Origin of the sequence: Streptomyces sp. URMC 129, from assembly GCF_051386415.1 — a bacterium.
Classification (GTDB): domain Bacteria; phylum Actinomycetota; class Actinomycetes; order Streptomycetales; family Streptomycetaceae; genus Streptomyces.
In genome coordinates, this window is the sequence record NZ_JBPQTQ010000082.1 from 1 (window position 1) to 17973 (window position 17973).

The window sequence follows — 17973 nt, forward strand, 5'->3', positions numbered from 1 at the left end:
GCAGCGCCCGGACGAGGGCTCGATCGCCATCGACGGCGAGCAGGTGACGTTCCGGAGCCCGGCGGACGCGATCGCGCGCGGCATCGGCATGGTCCACCAGCACTTCATGCTCGCGGACAACCTCACCGTCCTGGAGAACGTGGTCCTCGGCGCCGAGAAGCTGCACGGCATCGGCGCCCGCGCCCGGCGCCGGATCGTGGAGCTGTCCGACGCCTACGGCCTGGGCGTCCGCCCCGACGTGCTGGTCGAGGAGATCGGCGTGGCGGACCGGCAGCGGGTGGAGATCCTCAAGGTCCTCTACCGCGGCGCCCGGACCCTGATCCTGGACGAGCCCACGGCCGTCCTCGTCCCGCAGGAGGTCGACGCCCTGTTCGGCAACCTGCGGGAGCTGACCTCCGAGGGCCTGACCGTCCTGTTCATCTCGCACAAGCTGGGCGAGGTGCTCTCCGTCGCCGACGACATCACCGTCATCCGGCGCGGCACCACGGTCGGCACCGTCGTCCCCTCCGCCACCACGCCCAGGCAGCTAGCCGAGCTGATGGTGGGCAGTGAGCTGCCCACGCCCGAGACCCGCGAGTCCACGGTCACCGACAAGCCGGTGCTCACCGTCTCCGGACTGCACCTGTCGGGCCGGGACGCGGACGGCGTGCTGCGCGAGGTCCTGAGCGGCATCGACCTCACCATCCACCGGGGCGAGGTGCTGGGCATCGCGGGCGTGGAGGGCAACGGCCAGGCCGAACTGGTCGAGGCCATCATGGGCATCCGGCACCCCGACTCCGGCCGGATCACCCTGAACGGCACCGACATCTCGCACGCCACCACCCGCGCGCGCCGCGAGAGCGGCATCGGCTACATCCCCGAGGACCGGCACCGGCACGGCCTGCTGCTGGAAGCCCCGCTGTGGGAGAACCGGATGCTGGGCCACGTCACCGAGCCGCCCAACAGCCGGGGCCCGCTGCTGACGGCCCGCGAGGCCAGGGCCGACACGCGCCGGATCGTCGAGGAGTACGACGTGCGCACCCCCGGCATCGAGGTCACCGCCGGCTCGCTCTCCGGCGGCAACCAGCAGAAGCTGATCGTCGGCCGGGAGATGAGCCACCGCCCGAAGGCGCTGATCGCCGCCCACCCGACGCGCGGCGTGGACGTCGGTGCCCAGGCGCAGATCTGGGACCACATCCGCGAGGCGCGCCGCGAGGGGCTGGCGGTCCTGCTGATCTCGGCGGACCTGGACGAGCTGATCGGCCTGTCGGACACGCTCCGCGTGATGTACCGGGGCCGGTTCGTCGCGGACGCCGACCCCGCCACCATCACCCCCGAGGAGCTGGGCACCGCCATGACCGGCACCGCCACCGGCCACCTGGAGTCCGGCCGGCCGGACTCCGGTCACCCGCGGTCCGGATCCGGGACGCGCGAGGAGGCCCCGTGATGACCACTCTGCTCAGCCGCCCCGCCCGCCTCGACCGCGAGAAGCTGGTCCTGGCCCTGGCCGCGCCGCTGCTGGCCATCGTGACGGCGCTGGCCATCACGTCGGCCGTCATGGGCATCACCGGGGACAACCCGTTCCGCGCGTTCGAGGTGATGGCCGACTACGGCAGCAAGAGCGACAGCCAGGTCTGGATCATCAACAAGTCGATCCCGTACTACCTGTCCGCCGTCGCCGTCGCCATCGGCTTCCGGATGAACCTGTTCAACATCGGCGTCGACGGCCAGTACCGCGTCGCCGCATTCTTCGCCGCCGTCGTCGGCGGCGCGCTCAGCCTGCCGGGCGTCGTGCGGATCCCGGTGATCCTGCTGGTCGCCATGGTCTGCGGCGGGATATGGGCGGGCATCGCCGGGTACCTGAAGGCCACCCGGGGCGTCAGCGAGGTCATCACCACGATCATGCTGAACTTCATCGGCGGCTCCCTCATCGCGTACTTCCTCCAGGAGGGCCGCCTCGCGGAGCGCGACGAGAACATCATCCACACCACCGACATCCCCGAGTCGAGCTTCTTCTTCGAGTTCCCGACCACCCCCGACCCGGTGTACGGCACGATCGTCATCGCCGTCGCGGTCGGCGTCCTGTACTGGTTCGTCCTGGGCCGTACCCGCTTCGGGTTCGACCTGCGGGCCGTGGGCCGGTCCGAACCGGCCGCCGAGGCCAGCGGCGTGAGCGTGCGGCGCACGGTGGTCACCGCGATGCTGCTGTCCGGCGCGGTCGCCGGACTGGTCGGCATGCCGACGCTGCTCAACGAGTCGGGCAACTACGGCAACGACTTCCCCGAGGGCATCGGCTTCACCGGCATCGCCATCGCACTGCTGGGCCGCAACCACCCCATCGGCATGGCGCTGGCCGCCCTGCTCTGGGGCTTCCTCGAACGGACCGGCACCCAGCTCGAGTTCGAGGGCTACGACCAGGAGATCGTCGGCGTGATGCAGGGCATCATCGTGCTGTCCGTCGTCGTCGCCTACGAGATCGTCCGCCGCTGGGGCATCAGGCGCCAGCAGCGCCGGGTCGGCGAACAGCTCGCCGCCCAGTCCCGCACGAACGACGCGGCGGAGGTGCCGGCGTGACCACCACCCTGTCCACCACCACCGACAAGGTGCCGCCGAGCAGCGGCCCGGCGCGCGACGGCCGCCGCGGGCTCAGCTATCCGGTGGTGCTGCTGATCCTCGCCGGCGCGCTGCTCCTGCTGGCCACCGTGCGGGCCGTCACCGATCAGGCGAGCCTGACGTCCACCGCCCAGTGGGGCGCGGCGATGGGCTTCGCCGTGCCGATCGGCCTGGCCGGTCTGGGTGGGCTGTGGGCCGAACGGGCCGGGGTGGTTAACATCGGCCTCGAAGGCATGATGATGCTCGGCCTGTTCTCGGCGGGCTGGATGGGCTGGCAGCACGGGCCCTGGGCCGCCGTGCTGGCCGGGGTCGCCGGCGGCGCGCTCGGCGGCCTGCTCCACGCGGTCGCCACCGTCACGTTCGGCGTCGACCACATCATCTCCGGCGTGGCCATCAACATCCTCGCCCTCGGCGTCGTGCAGTACCTGGCCAAGCTGTGGTTCGCGGCCGAGGGCAGCGAGGCGGCGGCCCGGGGCGGCAACGACAAGCAGTCGCCGCCGATGGAGCGGATGGAGCCGTTCACCGTGCCCGGCGTCGCCGACTGGCTGGGCGACCTGGCGGACAAGCAGTGGTTCCTGGTCTCGGACCTGGCGGGCATCCTGGGCGCCGCCGTCCACGAGGTCTCCTGGCTCACGCTGCTGACGGTCGTGCTGTTCATGGGCACGTATCTGGTGCTGTGGCGGACGTCGTTCGGGCTCCGGCTCCGCTCCTGCGGCGAGAACCCACAGGCCGCCGAGTCCCTCGGCGTGAACGTCTACGTCTACAAGTACGCGGCGCTGGCCGTCTCCGGCGCGCTCGCCGGGCTCGGCGGCGCGTACCTGGCGGTCCTGATCCGCATGTACCAGGACGGCCAGACCGGCGGGCGCGGCTACCTGGGCCTGGCCACCATGATCTTCGGCAACTGGCGCCCCGGCGGCGTCGCGGCCGGTGCCGGGCTGTTCGGCTTCATGGACGTGCTCCAGACCCGCGACCGGCCCGTCGTGCACGCCACGCTGCTGCTGTTCGCGCTGGGCCTCGCGGTCCTGGCGGTCTGGCAGTTCTCCCGGGGCAAGCGGCTCCAGGCGCTGGTCGTGGCGGGCACCGCCGTGCTGCTGTGGGTCTGGTACGCCACGACCGACACGCTGCCGCTGGAACTGGTCACCGCCAGCCCGTACCTGACGACGCTGCTGGTCCTCACCCTGTTCGCGCAACGGCTGCGCATGCCGAAGGCCAACGGCAGGCCCTACCGGAGAGGGCAGGCCACATGACGGCGACGCCCGACTGGGACGCGCTGCGCGCGGCGGCCCGGGACGCGATGTCCCGGGCCTACGCCCCGTACTCCGCCTACCCGGTGGGCGCCGCCGCGCTGGTGGACGACGGGCGCACGGTGACCGGCTGCAACGTGGAGAACGCCTCGTACGGCCTCACCCTGTGCGCCGAATGCGGCCTGGTCTCCGCCCTGCACGCCACCGGCGGCGGTCGGCTGACCCACTTCACCTGCTGCGACGGCGGGGGGAACGTCATCACGCCGTGCGGACGCTGCCGCCAGCTGCTGATGGAGCACGGCGGCCCGGCGCTGCAGGTGGACACGGCGGACGGCGTCAGGCCGCTGTCCGACCTGCTCCCCGACGCCTGGCGCCTTTCGTAGTCCCCACCCCGAGTCCCTTGTCCCTGCCCCTGCTTCTGCCCCCGCACCCGACCGAGTCCGAGCGTTCCGAAGAGTGGAGGGCCGTACGCCCATGGACGCCATCACCATCATCCGCGCCAAGCGCGACGGCCGAGCCCTGACCCCGGAGCAGATCGACTGGATCATCGCCGCCTACACCCGGGGCGAGGTGGCCGACGAGCAGATGGCGGCCCTGGCCATGGCCATCCTGCTCAACGGCATGACCCGCCCCGAGATCGCCCGCTGGACGGCGGCCATGATCGCCTCCGGCGAGCGCATGGACTTCTCGTGCCTGCCGCTGCCGACGGCCGACAAGCACTCCACGGGCGGCGTCGGGGACAAGATCACCCTGCCGCTGGCCCCGCTGGTGGCGGCGTGCGGGGCGGCCGTTCCGCAGCTGTCCGGGCGGGGCCTGGGCCACTCGGGCGGCACCCTCGACAAGCTGGAGTCCATCCCCGGCTGGCGGGCGTCGCTCGGCAACGACGAGATGCTGGACGTGCTGCGCGAGGCCGGGGCCGTGATCTGCGCGGCGGGCGCGGGGCTGGCCCCGGCGGACCGGAAGCTGTACGCGCTGCGGGACGTGACCGGGACGGTGGAGTCGATCCCGCTGATCGCCTCCTCGATCATGTCGAAGAAGATCGCGGAGGGCACGGGCGCGCTGGTGCTGGACGTGAAGGCGGGCAGCGGCGCGTTCATGAAGACGGTGGCGGACGCCCGCGAACTGGCCGAGACCATGGTGGAGATCGGCACCGACCACGGCGTGCGGACGGTGGCGCTGCTGACCGACATGAACACGCCGCTGGGCCTGACGGCGGGCAACGCGCTGGAGGTCCGCGAGTCGGTCGAGGTGCTGGCGGGCGGCGGCCCGGCGGACGTGGTGGAGCTGACCCTGGCGCTGGCCCGCGAGATGCTGGACGCGGCCGGGCTGCCGGACGCCGACCCGGCGCGGGCGCTGGCGGACGGCTCGGCGATGGACCGCTGGCGCCGCATGATCCGCGCCCAGGGCGGCGACCCGGACGCGCCGCTGCCCACCGCCCGCGAGACGCACGTGGTCACCGCGCCCGCCTCCGGGGTGCTGACCGGGCTGGACGCGTACGCGGTGGGGGTGGCGGCCTGGCGGCTGGGCGCGGGCCGTACCCGCAAGGAGGACCCGGTGCAGGCGGGCGCGGGCGTGGAGCTGCACGCCAAGCCGGGGGACAAGGTGTCGGCCGGGGCGCCGTTGCTGACGCTGCACACCGACACCCCGGAACGGTTCGGCGCGGCCCTGGCGGAACTGGCGGGGGACGCCATCCGGATCGCGGCGGACGGCGCGGCGGACGGCGCGGGGGCGGCGGCAGCGCGCGCGACTCCGATCGTGCTCGATCGCATCGCATAGCGTTTCCGACAAGTCTTTTCAGCGACTCGAAACGTTCATGCCAAACGCGTCACCGACTGTCCATAATGTCGGAATTTTTGCCATGATCGTGGCTGATGCCTTGTACCCTGAAGAACGGTTTCGGCGGACCGACACGGCAGGAGGTGAGACTGCGATGCGCAGTGAACCTCCCAGTCATCCCCCGCGCCGCGCCATCCCGCCCAGGTAGCCGAGCGGCCTGGGGCGGCAGGCGTGTGCGCACACACCTGATGCCCGTGATCGCCGTCCGTTCCCTGGGGGTTCCTCCGTCATGACCCACCTGCCTGCCCTGCTGGAAGAGCACGACCTCGCGGGGGCGCTGGAGTGGCTGGAGACCCAGCCGCCGTACGCCATCGCCGACGAGATCGCCCGGATGGACGCCGTCGAGTCCGTCATCACCTTCCGGCTGCTCGACAAGGACCGCGCCCTCGAAGTGTTCGAGGAGCTGGAACCGGTGGACCAGCAGCAGATCCTCGAGGGCCTGCGCGACCAGGCGTTCCGGGACCTGGTCGAGAACCTGGACCCCGACGACCGGGCCCGGATGCTCAAGGAGGCCCCGGCCAAGGTCGCCAAGCGGGTGCTCGCCGGACTGAGCGCGCACGAGCGGCAGATGACCGCCGCGCTGCTGGGCTACCCCGAGGGGTCCGTCGGCCGCTTCATGACCCCCGAGACGGTCGCGCTCCAGCAGGACCTGACGGTGGGCCAGGCGCTGGAGGTGGTCCGCCGCCGGGGCGCGCACGCGGAGACCATCTACACGCTCCCGGTCGTGGACCGGGGCCGGCGGCTGACCGGCATCGTGGAGCTGCGCGAGCTGGTGCTGAGCGAGCCCGGCGCGATGGTCTCCGACCTGGTGGTGACCGAGCCGCCCAAGGCCAGGGCGACGGACCGCGCGGAGGACGCGGCGCGGCTGATGCGGGAGACCAACGTCCTCGACCTGCCGGTCGTCGACAGCGAGGACCGCCTCGTCGGACTGCTCACCAGCGACGACGCGTTCGAGGTCATCGAGGCGGCGGACACCGAGGACGTCGCCCGGCAGGCGGGCGCCGAGCCGCTGGAGCGGCACTACATGTCCGCCAGCGTCTTCCAGCTCTCCCGCACCCGGATGATGTGGCTGATGCTGCTGCTGGTGGCGGCGACGCTGACCGTCTCCGTCACCCAGATGTACGAGGGCGAGCTGAACGCCGTCACCGATCTGGCCCTCTTCGTCCCCCTGTTGATCGGCACCGGCGGCAACGCGGGCGCCCAGGCCGCCACGGCGGCGGTCCGCGCCCTGGCGGTCGGCGAGGTGCGCACCTCGGACCTGATCCGCGTCATCTGGCGCGAGTGCCGCACCGGCCTGCTGCTCGGCTGCATGCTGGCGGCCGTCGGCTTCGTCGTCGGCGCGTTCTTCGTCGGCCTCGACGTGGCGGGCGTCGTCGGCCTGACCCTGGTGGCGATCTGCGCCTGGGCCTCCACGGTCGGCGGCACGATGCCGCTGCTGGCGAAGAAGCTGCGCATCGACCCGGCGGTGGTCTCGGCGCCGATGGTGACCACGCTGGTGGACGCCACCGGCCTGGTCATCTACTTCTCGATCGCCAAAATCGTCCTCGGAATCTGAGATCGCCTACGCTGGGCGGCATGGCAGACACAGAGATCCACGACAGCCCGTCGAGCTGGGTCAACGACCACATCCGCCGCTACGTCGAGACCGACGGCCGCGAGGGACACCTCTGGCGGGACGGCGTCCCGACGCTCCTGCTGACGACCCGGGGCCGCAAGTCGGGCCTGATGCGCCGCACGGCCCTGATCTACGGCCGCGACGGCGACGACTACCTGGTCGTCGCCTCCCAGGGCGGCAAGCCCGAGCACCCCGCCTGGTACCACAACCTGGTGGCCGACCCCGAGGTCCACCTCCAGGTCGGCGCCGACAAGTTCCGCGCGAGGGCCCGCACCGCGACCCCGGAGGAACGGGCCCGCCTGTGGCCCCGGATGACGGAGATCTGGCCCGACTACGACGAGTACCAGACGAAGACGACCCGCCAGATCCCGGTCGTCGTCCTGACCCGCCTCTGACGGGGCGAGGCGCGCGTCACCGCACCGGGAGCGGCGCGTCCCGGTCCGCCACCGGGCGGGGGCCGTGGATCCGGCGCTCCGCCTCGGTGATGCGGACGTCGTTGATGCTGGCCTCACGGCGGCGCATCAGCCCGTCCTCGGCGAACTCCCACAGTTCGTTGCCGTAGGAGCGCCACCACTGGCCGGTCGCGTCATGGTGCTCGTACTGGAACCGCACCGCGATCCGGTTGCCCTGATGGGTCCACAGCTCCTTGCGCAGCGCGTAGTCCAGCTCGCGCTCCCACTTCTCGCGCAGGAAGTCCACGATGGCGTCCCGGCCGGTGAGGAACCGGTCCCGGTTCCGCCAGACCGAGTCCTCGGTGTAGGCGAGGGCGACCCGTTCCGGATCGCGGGTGTTCCACGCGTCCTCGGCGGCCAGGACTTTCTGCACGGCGGTCCGGTCGTCGAAGGGCGGGAAAGGGGGGCGTGGGGCCATGTCCGGTTCGCTCCTGTCGCGTTGCTCGCGCCTCATCGGGAGAACGGGCGTTCTCCGCATGGTCCGTTAGTGTAGAGAACGGGCGTTCTCAGCGATAGCCGGAGGGGTCGTGAATCACGAAGAGGCGCGGGCGCGGCTGCTCGACGCCGCCGAAGCGCTGTTCTACGAGCGCGGCATCCGGACCGTGGGCATGGACGAGCTGCGCGCCGCCGCCGGGGTGTCGCTGAAGCGCACGTATCAGTGCTTCCCCGCCAAGAAGGACCTGGTGGAGGCGTATCTGCGGCGCCGCGACGAGCGCTGGCGCGCGGCCCTGGCCGGTTACGTCACGGAGCACGCCACGCGGCCCGGGGACGCGCCGGCCGCCGTGTTCGACTGGCTGCTCACGTGGTTCACCGCTCCCGGCTTCCGGGGCTGCGCCTTCATCAACGCCTTCGGGGAGCTGGGCGCCGTCTCCGACGCCGTGGTCCGCGCGGCCCGGGACCACCAGCGGGCGCTCCGGGAGTACGTGACCGGCCTGGTCCGCGAGCTGCCCGTCGCGGACCCCGGGGCGCTCGCGGGGCAGTTGACGCTCCTGATCGAGGGAGCCATCACCACGGCCGCCATCAGCGGCGACCCCGCCCCCGCCCGGCACGCCCGCGCGGCGGCCGAGGCGCTGCTGACCGCCGCGCTCCTCAGCCCCCCGCTCCGCCCAGCGTCGCCCGCCACGGACGGGTGATGGTCTCGCGGTAGGTCTGGTGCGAGGGATTCCGGGCGGCGTGCTGGGCCGCCCACCGGGCCGCGTCGTCCCATTCCAGGCAGATCGGTGAGGTCCGCCTGCACCGGCCGCACTGCATCACGTACGTCGCCCGCTCCGCCCGCGGGTCCCGGTCCGGCTCCACGCTCCACTGCGCGAACCGCCGCAGATCAGGCCCGCTCACCGCGCCCGGCCCCCGCTCTCGGGCATCAGGTCGCGCACACCGCGCTCGTTGGCCTCCCGCACCCGCACCCGCACCCGCGGATCCCCCGCCGCACGGCGCAGAACCTCCGGCAGCCGCGCGGCCGTCGGCGGCGGGCAGGTGCCGAGCCAGAGGTGCTGGGCGGGCGGCGGGAAGATCCGCGCCAACGGCATCAGCGCCCGCGGCTCCACCCCGTGCCGGGCCAACTCCCCGCGCGATGCGGCGCGGAGAACGTCGAGTCCGGACGTCACCGATCCCACTGTCCATCACCCTCCGGGGTCGAGTCAACGCGTACTGCTATTGAGCATCGGTGATTCGCCCCGGTCTCGCCAGTGGTGAGCGGGTTACCACCCGCGTCGTCACGAGAGGGAAGTGACGCCATGGCCAACGCACGTGCCCCCAGGACTCCACGGACGCGCGCTCTACGGCAAGCCCACGGTCGAACTCTCCCGCCAACTGGACAAGATCCTCGGCACGGACGGCCTCCTGACCGACCTCACCCCCCACGTCCGGACCGGGCCCGCCGCCATCTGGACCGCCGCGCCTGCCTGGGCAGCGTTGTCCACGGCCTGCTCCGGACCAAGGACGACGCCCGAGCCCTGTCGAGCCAGAGCGCCACGCGGCCCGCGTCGAACGGCAGGTCCGCCTCAGCGACCCCGAACTCCGCGCATTCCGGCTCGTGCCGGACGAGGCGACGTGCGCACCCATGCGGGAGAACGATCCCCGGGTGACGGTCCAGGTGCTGCCCTGCGACTCGGGCACCCCTCCGTCGACGGACAGCTCTCCGGTGCTGCCGGAGGTGCGGGACGGCAGCGAATCTGCGTACGAGGAGGGCTGTGAGTTCGGTCAACTCGACGAAGACGAGGCGGAAGTCGCCCAGTATCCGAGGGCTCACGAGCACATCCGGGCGATGGCGCTACCCCCGCACCTCTCGCTCCGCATGATGCGTTCCGTGGTGGAGGACCGCCGTGGTGCGGAGCACGAGTCCCGCCCCAGTCCCAACGGCGCCGCCTGGCCCCAAAGCAGCTACAGCAATCCGGGCGGTGGGGAGTGCGTCGAGGTGGCGGACGGCTTCCCCGGTCTCCTGCCGGCGCGCGACACCAAGACCCCGACCGGCCCCGTCCCGCTCTTCCCCACCACCGCCCGGACCGCCTTTCTCAACTCCCGTTCAGCCTCTCGTTGATCCGGTCGCGGAGGCGGTTCGCACGGGGGTCGGTGCAGGGACCGAGAGCCCGCAGGGCCTCCGTCCACGTGGCCCGGGCCTTGTCGCGCTCGTTCAGCCCTTGCTGCGCGAGGGCGAGGCCGTGGAGCGCTGTGGCCTGTCCCCAGGCGTCGTGCAGGGCGGCGTATGCCGTGGCCGCCATACGGTGGAAGTCCGCCGCCTCCTCGAAGCGTTCCGCCTCCCGGTATGCCTCGCCGGTGCGGTGCCAGGCGGCGGCCTCCCGGGGACGGTCCCCGAGCCGGCGGTGGATGACGGCTGACCGCTGGAAGGATTCCAGCGCCTCGTGCCGCAGGCCGTTCGCCAACTGGGCCGCGCCGAGCTCCAGCAGCCAGAACCCCTCCCAGGACTCGTTGCGGTGGCCCAGCGCGATGTGCACCGCCTTCCTGGCGTGGCGGAGCGCCTCCTCCGGACGGCCGTCCTCCCGCTCGACGGCGGCCAGAATACGCAGGACGTTGCCCTGCCCGCGCTCGTCGTCCCGGGACTCGTACCGGCTCAGCGCGTCATCGGCGTGGGCACGGGCCTCGGCCAACGAGCCCAGCTCGTATGAGACTTCCGCCAGATTGGACAGGACCACGGGAAGCCACACCTGCCCGTCCGCCGATTCCCGGAACAGTACGAGGGCCTCGCCGAACACCGAGGTGGCCTCGTCCAGTCGGCGCTGCCGGAGGCGGACCAGCCCGATGTCGTTGAGTGAGAGGGCTTCGTTCAGCCGGTCCCCGAGCTCGCGCCGGATGGCGAGACACGCCTCGTGATGGGTGCCCGCCTCCGTCAGGCGACCGGCCCGCGTGCAGACCATGCCCAGGCTTTCCAGCAGATCCGCCTCGCCCGGCCGGTCCCCGAGCCGACGAGCCGCGCGCAGGCCGATCTCCGCCATGGCCAGCCACTCGTCGAAGGGGCTCAGGCGCATCTGGACGCCGCGCAGAACGGCCGGCAACTGCCAGGCCGTCCGGTCGAGTCCGGCTTCGTCGGCCGCGCGGACCGCCGCCAGCAGATTCCGTCGCTCCTGCTCGTACCACTGCGCCGCGTCGGCGTAGTCGGCGAACGTCAGCGGTGCGACACCCTCATCGGGTGGGTCGAGCGGAACGTGCGGCTCCTGCGGATTGACGCGCGTCTGCGCGGCGTCGGACGTGTGCAGATACCAGTCGAGCACGCGGCGCAGGGCCGAGGCGCGCTCCTCGCCGGAGAGTTCGCTCTGTGCCTGCTCGGCGGCGTAGGCCCGCAGCAGGTCGTGGAACTCGTACCGCTCGGGACCGGTCTGCTCCAGCAGATGCGCGCCCACCAGGACATCGAGCAGCTGCCGGGTCTTGCCGACGGGCATGGCCGCGAGCGCGGCGGCCGCCGCGGTGTGAAAGGCCGCACCCGGATGCAGACCGAGAACGCGGAACAGTCCCGCGGCGTCCGGGGGCAGCGCGCGGTAGGACCACGCGAACACGGTCCGGACGGCGTCGGCCTCCTCGTCGTCGTCCGTGCTGAGGGCGTCCCACAGGCCGGATTCGTCGCGCAGGGCCGCGATCAGGTCATCGAGTCGCATGTGCGGCCGGCTGGCGGCCCGTTCAGCGGCGATCCGCAGAGCGAGCGGCAGCCGGGCGCACAACTGGGCCAGCTCCACGAGCCGGGTCTCGTCGTCCGCCGGACGGTATTCGGCGGTCACCGCACGCAGCAGGGCCACCGCTTCCTGCTCGGGGAGCACGCCCAGTGTCACGCGCCGCGTGCCGTCCCGGACAACCAGACCGGAGAGCCGGCTGCGGCTGGTGACGACGGCAAGGCAGCCGGGGGTGCCCGGCAGCAGCGGCCGGACCTGGCTCACCGTCGCCGCGTTGTCCAGGAGGATCAGCACCTTCCGCCCCGCCAGACAGGAGCGGTACAGGGCGGCCCTGGCCTCCAGATCCGCGGGGATGGCGCGGGCGGGCACCCGGAGTGCGGTGAGGAAGTGGTGCAGTGCTTCCTGGGGGGTGACCGGCGGGCCCGGATCGTGTCCGCGCAGATTGACGTAGAGCTGCCCGTCGGGGAAGTGCTCTCGCGCGTGGTGTGCCCAGTGCACGGCCAACGATGTCTTGCCCACCCCCGCCGTGCCCGCGATCAGGACCGACAGCACCAGCCGGTCGCCGGTCTCGCCCGAAAGGACGGCATCGAGCTGCCGCAGCTCGCCTTCCCTGTCCACGAAGCCCACTACGTCTCCCGGTAGCTGCCGGGGCGTGGGCTCCTCGGGTCGCCCGCCGGGACGGTGGCCGCCGTGGAAGTGGATGTCTCCCGTGACGTTGCCGGCCTGTACGACATGCCCCGCGGTCCCCGACAGCTCCGCGTGGGAGCCGCCGGGGGGCCGCACCTCGTCTTCTCCGCCGATTTTCTACTCCACCCGTGGGGGCGGCAGGTGGGCGATCTCCCGGTGGAAATAGGTGAGAAGGTCCTCACCCGCCGCGTAGAGGCTCTTGCACAGCTCTACGAAGCAGGCTACTACGTTCGGGTCCGTATAGCGCACGCCGCCCGCGATCACGCCGTCGTCGTCGTAGAGGATTTCGTACAGCGTGTCACTGCCCAGATTGATCAGCTCGGGAAGCGGCCTTTCCTTTTCCAGTGCGCCGATCGCCTCGGGGCCCACGATCCTGATGGCCTCACCACATTCGGCGCGCAGCTTGAGCGTGTGCATCTCCCAGTGCAGATAGGGAACGAGCGGCTTCTCGACCACGCGAACCCGGTACAAACCGACACCGCGTTCCCGGCACGTATCGCCGAACGCGCTGAGCGAGGCGCGCCGTTCCTCATTGAGCCGGAGCGCCTCGGGCCAATCGCCGCGCGCGAAAGCCTCCCAGCTTGGCTGCCCCGGCTCCCTGAAGTGTTGCTGTCGCTCCAACTTCCAGGAGTCCTGGCCGAGTAGACTCTCTTCGCGCGCCCGGAAATCGGCGCGGTATTCGGTGAGGGGAAGCCGCTCACCCGATGCGTTCGCCAACCCGAGGTCGTCAAGCGTCAGCATCGGGAATGTCCTTCTTCGCGGAACTCAGCATGGCGCCGGGGATGATGACCAGCCGCTCGTCGGCGGCCAGCTTCACGTCCTCGGGCAGCCGCTGCGCGTACGTCCTCGTGAGATCCCGGCCGATCACCGCGATGTCGCCGTTGTCGAGCTGCCAGATATCGGGGCATCCGTCACGGCCGTCAGTGCTGTCTAATTCACGTGCCGACTTTCCCAGTCGTCGCACGAACCCCGCTGAAGGGTCCGCCTCCCATGCGCGTCGCATGTGGCTCTCCGCTCGCCCGCTGTGACGATAAGTGACTTCCGCTCACTGTAGCCATGCGCGGAATGGCGTGCAATGGCGACCAGGGGTGAAAGTTGAGAGCTTGTAGATGCATATGCTTGTGGCAAAAACGGGCGCTTGTGCTCGTGATTCCGTCGAAGGGGATCGATTGTTTTCATGGTGCTGTTCCTCAGAGGGACTGGTGTCAACACGGCGTCGGCTGTTTTCCGCCATTCCGGCAGAGCGGTAGGGGCAAGCACGAGGGGCCCCGCGGCAACACAGGCCGCCGCCGTGCCGCGCGAGCGCCACGGAGGTGAGCCAGTCCGTGATCGGCCGGGCAGGCCGAGCGCCTGTGCGAGGCTGCCGTGATCGGGGCGAACGACTCCTCGCCGCCCGCCCCGAAGCCGCTCGGCGTCGGCCCGCTCGCGGTGGGGCCCTCCTGGTGATGCCGGACGGGCACCGGCGCCTCCAAGGATCCGGTCGGCGCCGGTGCGGGGGGTTCGTGTGGGGGTCGTGCCTTCGTGTCACGGCGTGGTCTGGTGGCCCTCCGCCATGTCGTGCAGGGCCTGGTCGAGGGGGGTGGGCTTGACGGCCAGTACGCGTTCCGTCGTTGCGGAGTCCACCACCAGCGGTTGCCGGTCCAGGTAGAGGACTTCGGGGAGTTCGGCCGCGATCGGGTCCGTGTGGCCCGCCGTGGTGAGTTCTTCGTCCGTCATCTCCCGCAGGCGGGGGGTGGGGGAGCCGGTCAGTTCCGCCAGCCGGGCGGTCAGCTCGCGGGCGGACGCGTGCGAGGTGGAGGGGGCGTGCCAGGCGCGGCCGAACGCCTCCTCGGTGCGTGCCGCCGCGACCAGGGTGGCGGCGGCGTCGCCGGTGTACGTCCAGGCGTGCGGGGCGTCCAGGTCCGCCGGGTAGGCGGCGGGCTCACCGGCGAGGACGGGGGCGGTGACCAGCAGGTTGTAGACCGAGCCCGCGCCCCGGCCGAGGAAGTCGCTGGCCCTGATCTCGGTGGCCCGCACCCGGCCGGCCGCGTGCGCGGCCAGCGCGTCCTGCCACATCCGCGCCCGCACCCGGCCCTTGCGGGTGGCCGCCGCCAGGGGCAGGTCCTCGGTGAGCGGCCCGTCGACCGGCCCGTACCCGTACAGGTTGCCCATCAGGACGTACCGCGCGCCGGTCCGTTCGGCGGCCGTGAGCGCCGCGGCCGACAGCGGCGGGAACTGCTCGGGCCAGCGGTGGTACGGCGGCGCCGCGCAGTGGAACAGCGTCGCCGCGCCCCGGGTCAGCTCCGTCAGCAGGGCCGCGTCGGCCGCGTCGGCCGCCACCCGTTCGATCGCGGGGTGGCCGGGGCCGCCGCCGCTCCGGGTGACGAGGCGGACCCGGTCGCCGGAGTCCGCGAGCAGCGTGGCGACGCCCGAGCCGATGGGTCCTGCGCCGATGACGACATGCGTGGGCATGGGGTGTCCTCCAGGGACGGGTGACGGGGAATATCCGGTGACCCACTCTCCGTTCGCCGGGCGGGCTCCGGCAGGGGGCCGCGTGCCAGATATCCGGAGGTTCGGGCCATGGACGGGAACCCGCGTCGCGTCGCCGTCGTCGCCGTTCCGCCGGTGACGGCGTTCGATCTCGCCATCCCCGGGCTGGTGTTCGGGGAGCTGGTCTTCGACGGCCGGCCCGCGTACGAGGTGCGGGTCTGCGCCGCGCGGCCGGGCGTCGTCCGGGGGATCGGCGGCCTGGAGGTCGTCGTTCCGCACGACCTGGGCGTGATCGCGGACGCGGACACGGTGATCGTCACCGGCATCGGCGAGCGCGAGCAGACCGACCCCCGGGTGCTCGACGCGCTGCGCGAGGCCGCGGCGGCGGGGCGGCGGATCGCGTCGATCTGCTCGGGCGCGTTCGTCCTGGCGGAGGCCGGGCTGCTGGACGGGCGCGCGGCGACGACCTACTGGACGCTGAGCGACGAGTTCCGGCGGCGGTTCCCCGACGTGGACCTGGTGGGCGACGTGCTCTTCGTGGACGACGGGCAGGTGCTGACCTCGGCGGGTGGCTCGGCCGGAGTGGACCTGTGCCTGCACCTGATCCGCGCCGACCTCGGCGCCGCCGTGGCCGCCCGGGCCGCCCGCACGCTGGTGGCCGGGCCCATGCGGCCGGGCGGGCAGGCCCAGATCGTGGAGGCGCCCGTGCCGCCGGAGAACGGGCTGTCGCTGGCCGCCACCCGCGAGTGGGCGCTGCGGCGGCTCGACCGGCCGCTGTCCCTGGCGGACCTCGCCGGGCACGCGCGCACCAGCGTCCGCACCCTCACCCGCCGCTTCCGGGCGGAGACCGGGCTCAGCCCCCTCCAGTGGCTGCTGCACCGGCGGCTGGACCGGGCCCTGGAGCTGCTGGAGACGACGGATCTGCCGATGGACCACATCGCCCACCGCAGCGGCATCGGCTCCGCCGACTCGCTGCGCCGCCACCTGTCCCGCCGCACCGGCCTGACGCCGCGCGCCTACCGCGCCGCGTTCGGCCGCGCCCCCGGCACGCCCGGGGCGCCCGCGGTCACCGGTGCGCCCGGGGAAACCGTCAGGCCCTGATCCCGGTCAGCAGCGTCTCGGCCAGCGTCGCGGCGAACTCGTGGAGCGGCGTCGGCGGCTCCTCTTCCCAGAAGCAGTGCAGGAACGCCCGCTGGAAGCACGCGCCCAGCAGCAGCGCCGCCGTGGCGGCCGGGTCGGCGCCGCCGCTGACCCGGCCCCGGGCACGCTCGCCGCGCAGATAGGCGGTGAGCGCGCGCAGCAGCTCCTCCGGGCCGGTGTTCATCTCGCGCAGCGCCGCGCGGTGCCGGCGCAGCAGGGCGGGCTCGGCGAAGAGGGAGAAGGAGATGGAGCCGACCGACAGGTAGAACTCGACGGCGTGCTCGGCGATCTCGGCCAGGCACTGGGCCAGGCCGCGGTCGCCCGGGTCCTCGGTCAGCTCCGCCAGCAGCGGCCCGATGTGCGGCAGCCGCTCCTGGAGCACCCGGACGAAGATCTCCTCCTTGCTCCCGTAGTGCTTGTAGAGCGCCGCCTCGGAGCAGCCCGCCGCCTGCGCGATGGCCTTGGTGGTGGTGCGTGCCAGGCCGATGGTGCGCATGAGCCCCTCGGCGGCGTCGAGGATGCGGACCCGGGTGGCGACGGGGGCCGGAGACGGGAGAGACACGCGGCGGGGTTCCTTCCGGGGGAGCGACACGTGGGTGCGGGCGCGCCGCCCGCGGGCGGCGGGAGGTCGTTCCCCGCGCTTCCGCTCCTCCCGGGGGAGGACGGTCCCCTGAAGCGCGGGGAACGAGTCTCACAGGAGCGGGTTCCGCCGGGGCTGCCGGTACAGGCTGAACGAGCCGGTCTCCATCAGCCGCGCGACCTCCCGCCCCGCCGGGGCCAGGGTCAGGGGCGACCGCGTCTCCAGCATCCACGCCTGGAAGCCCTTGCCCGGCTCGCCCTCCGGCCCCTGCTGGGTGAGGCCCTTGGGCGTCCACATCATCGTCCCGGCCTGGTTCACCGAGCCGAACGCACCGGGGCCCGCAGCATAGAGGATGACCTCGTCGTAGTCAGCGTTGCGGTGGATCTGCGGGCGCTCCACGCCGCGTCCGCCCACCGAGTAGAGCCGGGTCAGGTCCCCGTCGTCGGCCAGGAGGCAGACGGGCAGGGCGGCCTCGCCGGTGCCCACGGTGGCCTGGTGGACGTCCCGGATGTTGAACCGCCGCACCACCGGCTCGCCGTCCGTCTTCAGGCAGGCCATCGGGTCGTAGTCGTAGAAGTACGAGGTCAGCTCGCGGCCGTGCCGGATGACGACCTCGAACTCGTCGGCCACCGGGGCCGGCGGGCCCTGCGGCGCCGGGATGTCCACGGTGCGCCGGGTGTCCAGCACCCGGGGCCGGTCGTCGGTGCGGAACGCCAGCGCCTCGTCCGTGACGACGATGATCTCGTGGAGCGCCTGCGTGACGGCGGTCAGCCGGTAGGTGACGGCCCGGGGCAGGAGCACGAAGTCCCCGGCGCGCAGGTCCAGGACGCCGAAGTCGGTCTCCAGCCGCGCGCTGCCGCGCAGCACGAAGTGGAGCTCGTCCGCCGTGACGTTCCGCAGGGCGAACGGCATCGGCTCCACGCGCCAGCTGCTCTCTATGCTGACGCCCTCGCCGGTGAGCACCGGAACGGGCAGCCCGCGCCGCTCGTGCCAGACGTCGTCGGCGAGGTGGTTGAGGTTGACCCGGTGGGGGGCGTAGTTGCCCCGGACCCGGGTGTAGGGCGGGGTGTACTGGTCGCGGTGGACGGAAGCCGCCGGTCCGGCCAGGCCGTTCCGGGTGTAGAACTCGACATGCGGCTGGCGGGGCGCGTTCGGCGTCACGGCTGGTTCCTCCTCGAATCCAGACCAATGGGAGAGCGAGCGGGGTGGGTGAGCACTCACTTACCCCTCGGGGTAAGTA

General features: G+C 72.4%; 19 protein-coding genes. 10 read left to right on the plus strand and 9 right to left on the minus strand.

The features are described 5' to 3' along the window. The 7 genes from ACSNOC_RS17680 to ACSNOC_RS17710 all read left to right on the plus strand — a co-directional run. Positions 1–1426 (plus strand): ABC transporter ATP-binding protein (locus ACSNOC_RS17680; protein WP_436748433.1); only part of this gene is annotated, 1426 nt, incomplete at its 5' end. Continuing rightward, positions 1426–2553, plus strand: coding sequence for an ABC transporter permease (locus ACSNOC_RS17685; protein ID WP_436748434.1), 1128 nt, complete (start codon positions 1426–1428; stop codon positions 2551–2553). The genes ACSNOC_RS17680 and ACSNOC_RS17685, both read left to right, overlap by 1 nt. Then, complete coding sequence (locus tag ACSNOC_RS17690; RefSeq protein ID WP_436748435.1) at positions 2550–3839, plus strand: ABC transporter permease; 1290 nt, start codon at positions 2550–2552, stop codon at positions 3837–3839. The genes ACSNOC_RS17685 and ACSNOC_RS17690 overlap by 4 nt, the downstream gene beginning before the upstream one ends. Continuing rightward, positions 3836–4219, plus strand: coding sequence for a cytidine deaminase (locus tag ACSNOC_RS17695; RefSeq protein ID WP_436748436.1), 384 nt, complete (start codon positions 3836–3838; stop codon positions 4217–4219). The genes ACSNOC_RS17690 and ACSNOC_RS17695 overlap by 4 nt, the downstream gene beginning before the upstream one ends. 91 nt (positions 4220–4310) lie before the next feature. Further along, positions 4311–5612: a thymidine phosphorylase gene (locus ACSNOC_RS17700; RefSeq protein ID WP_436748437.1), complete on the plus strand. Its 1302-nt coding sequence runs from the start codon at positions 4311–4313 to the stop codon at positions 5610–5612. Positions 5613–5901: 289 nt separating this feature from the next. Beyond that, positions 5902–7227, plus strand: coding sequence for a magnesium transporter (mgtE, locus tag ACSNOC_RS17705; protein WP_436748438.1), 1326 nt, complete (start codon positions 5902–5904; stop codon positions 7225–7227). A gap of 20 nt (positions 7228–7247) precedes the next feature. After that, on the plus strand, positions 7248–7682 hold the full coding sequence (locus tag ACSNOC_RS17710) for a nitroreductase family deazaflavin-dependent oxidoreductase (protein WP_436748439.1): 435 nt from the start codon (positions 7248–7250) through the stop codon (positions 7680–7682). A gap of 16 nt (positions 7683–7698) precedes the next feature. Here ACSNOC_RS17710 and ACSNOC_RS17715 read toward each other — a convergent pair whose 3' ends face one another. Further along, complete coding sequence (locus ACSNOC_RS17715) at positions 7699–8157, minus strand: nuclear transport factor 2 family protein (protein ID WP_436748440.1); 459 nt, start codon at positions 8155–8157, stop codon at positions 7699–7701. Between the two features lie 109 nt (positions 8158–8266). On the opposite strand from ACSNOC_RS17715, the gene ACSNOC_RS17720 reads away from it, so the two are divergent. Beyond that, positions 8267–8872, plus strand: coding sequence for a TetR/AcrR family transcriptional regulator (locus ACSNOC_RS17720; protein WP_436748441.1), 606 nt, complete (start codon positions 8267–8269; stop codon positions 8870–8872). On the opposite strand, the gene ACSNOC_RS17725 is transcribed toward ACSNOC_RS17720, so the two are convergent. Further along, positions 8829–9074 carry a DUF7848 domain-containing protein gene (locus tag ACSNOC_RS17725; RefSeq protein WP_436748442.1) on the minus strand — a complete coding sequence of 82 codons (246 nt, stop codon included), beginning with the start codon at positions 9072–9074 and terminating at the stop codon, positions 8829–8831. The two genes, ACSNOC_RS17720 and ACSNOC_RS17725, sit on opposite strands and share 44 nt — an antisense overlap. After that, a complete protein-coding gene (locus tag ACSNOC_RS17730; protein WP_436748443.1) occupies positions 9071–9343 on the minus strand; it encodes a hypothetical protein in 273 nt (90 codons plus the stop codon). Before ACSNOC_RS17730 ends, ACSNOC_RS17725 begins: the two co-directional genes overlap by 4 nt. A gap of 455 nt (positions 9344–9798) precedes the next feature. On the opposite strand from ACSNOC_RS17730, the gene ACSNOC_RS17735 reads away from it, so the two are divergent. Further along, a complete protein-coding gene (locus tag ACSNOC_RS17735; protein WP_436748444.1) occupies positions 9799–10275 on the plus strand; it encodes a Scr1 family TA system antitoxin-like transcriptional regulator in 477 nt (158 codons plus the stop codon). Here ACSNOC_RS17735 and ACSNOC_RS17740 read toward each other — a convergent pair. The 4 genes from ACSNOC_RS17740 to ACSNOC_RS17755 form a co-directional block, all read right to left on the minus strand. Then, positions 10250–12484, minus strand: coding sequence for an ATP-binding protein (locus ACSNOC_RS17740; protein ID WP_436748445.1), 2235 nt, complete (start codon positions 12482–12484; stop codon positions 10250–10252). The two genes, ACSNOC_RS17735 and ACSNOC_RS17740, sit on opposite strands and share 26 nt — an antisense overlap. A gap of 177 nt (positions 12485–12661) precedes the next feature. Then, positions 12662–13285: a DUF6879 family protein gene (locus ACSNOC_RS17745; RefSeq protein ID WP_436748446.1), complete on the minus strand. Its 624-nt coding sequence runs from the start codon at positions 13283–13285 to the stop codon at positions 12662–12664. Beyond that, a complete protein-coding gene (locus ACSNOC_RS17750) occupies positions 13272–13547 on the minus strand; it encodes a hypothetical protein (protein WP_436748447.1) in 276 nt (91 codons plus the stop codon). Before ACSNOC_RS17750 ends, ACSNOC_RS17745 begins: the two co-directional genes overlap by 14 nt. Positions 13548–14068: 521 nt before the next feature. After that, a complete protein-coding gene (locus tag ACSNOC_RS17755) occupies positions 14069–14995 on the minus strand; it encodes an NAD-dependent epimerase/dehydratase family protein (RefSeq protein ID WP_436748448.1) in 927 nt (308 codons plus the stop codon). A gap of 108 nt (positions 14996–15103) precedes the next feature. Between ACSNOC_RS17755 and ACSNOC_RS17760 the strand changes: the two genes are divergently transcribed. After that, a complete protein-coding gene (locus ACSNOC_RS17760; protein ID WP_436748449.1) occupies positions 15104–16114 on the plus strand; it encodes a GlxA family transcriptional regulator in 1011 nt (336 codons plus the stop codon). Here the strand turns inward: ACSNOC_RS17760 and ACSNOC_RS17765 are convergent. Both ACSNOC_RS17765 and ACSNOC_RS17770 read right to left on the minus strand, forming a co-directional pair. Further along, entirely contained in the window at positions 16104–16715 is a 612-nt protein-coding gene (locus tag ACSNOC_RS17765) for a TetR/AcrR family transcriptional regulator (RefSeq protein ID WP_436748450.1), read from the minus strand. The genes ACSNOC_RS17760 and ACSNOC_RS17765 overlap by 11 nt on opposite strands. Before the next feature lie 129 nt (positions 16716–16844). After that, the gene (locus ACSNOC_RS17770; RefSeq protein WP_436748451.1) at positions 16845–17894 is read right to left on the minus strand and encodes a hypothetical protein; all 1050 of its coding nucleotides are present in this window, start codon (positions 17892–17894) and stop codon (positions 16845–16847) included. Between the last annotated feature and the right edge of the window lie 79 nt (positions 17895–17973).

Excerpts from the sequence above, each read along its gene's own strand:
- ACSNOC_RS17685 (WP_436748434.1), top strand. The coding sequence starts at position 1,426 with ATGACCACTCTGCTCAGCCGCCCCGCCCGCCTCGACCGCGAGAAGCTG.
- ACSNOC_RS17695 (WP_436748436.1), top strand. The coding sequence starts at position 3,836 with ATGACGGCGACGCCCGACTGGGACGCGCTGCGCGCGGCGGCCCGGGAC.
- ACSNOC_RS17700 (WP_436748437.1), top strand. The coding sequence starts at position 4,311 with ATGGACGCCATCACCATCATCCGCGCCAAGCGCGACGGCCGAGCCCTG.
- mgtE (WP_436748438.1), top strand. The coding sequence starts at position 5,902 with ATGACCCACCTGCCTGCCCTGCTGGAAGAGCACGACCTCGCGGGGGCG.
- ACSNOC_RS17710 (WP_436748439.1), top strand. The coding sequence starts at position 7,248 with ATGGCAGACACAGAGATCCACGACAGCCCGTCGAGCTGGGTCAACGAC.
- ACSNOC_RS17715 (WP_436748440.1), bottom strand. The coding sequence starts at position 8,157 with ATGGCCCCACGCCCCCCTTTCCCGCCCTTCGACGACCGGACCGCCGTG.
- ACSNOC_RS17735 (WP_436748444.1), top strand. The coding sequence starts at position 9,799 with ATGCGGGAGAACGATCCCCGGGTGACGGTCCAGGTGCTGCCCTGCGAC.
- ACSNOC_RS17745 (WP_436748446.1), bottom strand. The coding sequence starts at position 13,285 with ATGCTGACGCTTGACGACCTCGGGTTGGCGAACGCATCGGGTGAGCGG.
- ACSNOC_RS17750 (WP_436748447.1), bottom strand. The coding sequence starts at position 13,547 with ATGCGACGCGCATGGGAGGCGGACCCTTCAGCGGGGTTCGTGCGACGA.
- ACSNOC_RS17755 (WP_436748448.1), bottom strand. The coding sequence starts at position 14,995 with ATGCCCACGCATGTCGTCATCGGCGCAGGACCCATCGGCTCGGGCGTC.
- ACSNOC_RS17760 (WP_436748449.1), top strand. The coding sequence starts at position 15,104 with ATGGACGGGAACCCGCGTCGCGTCGCCGTCGTCGCCGTTCCGCCGGTG.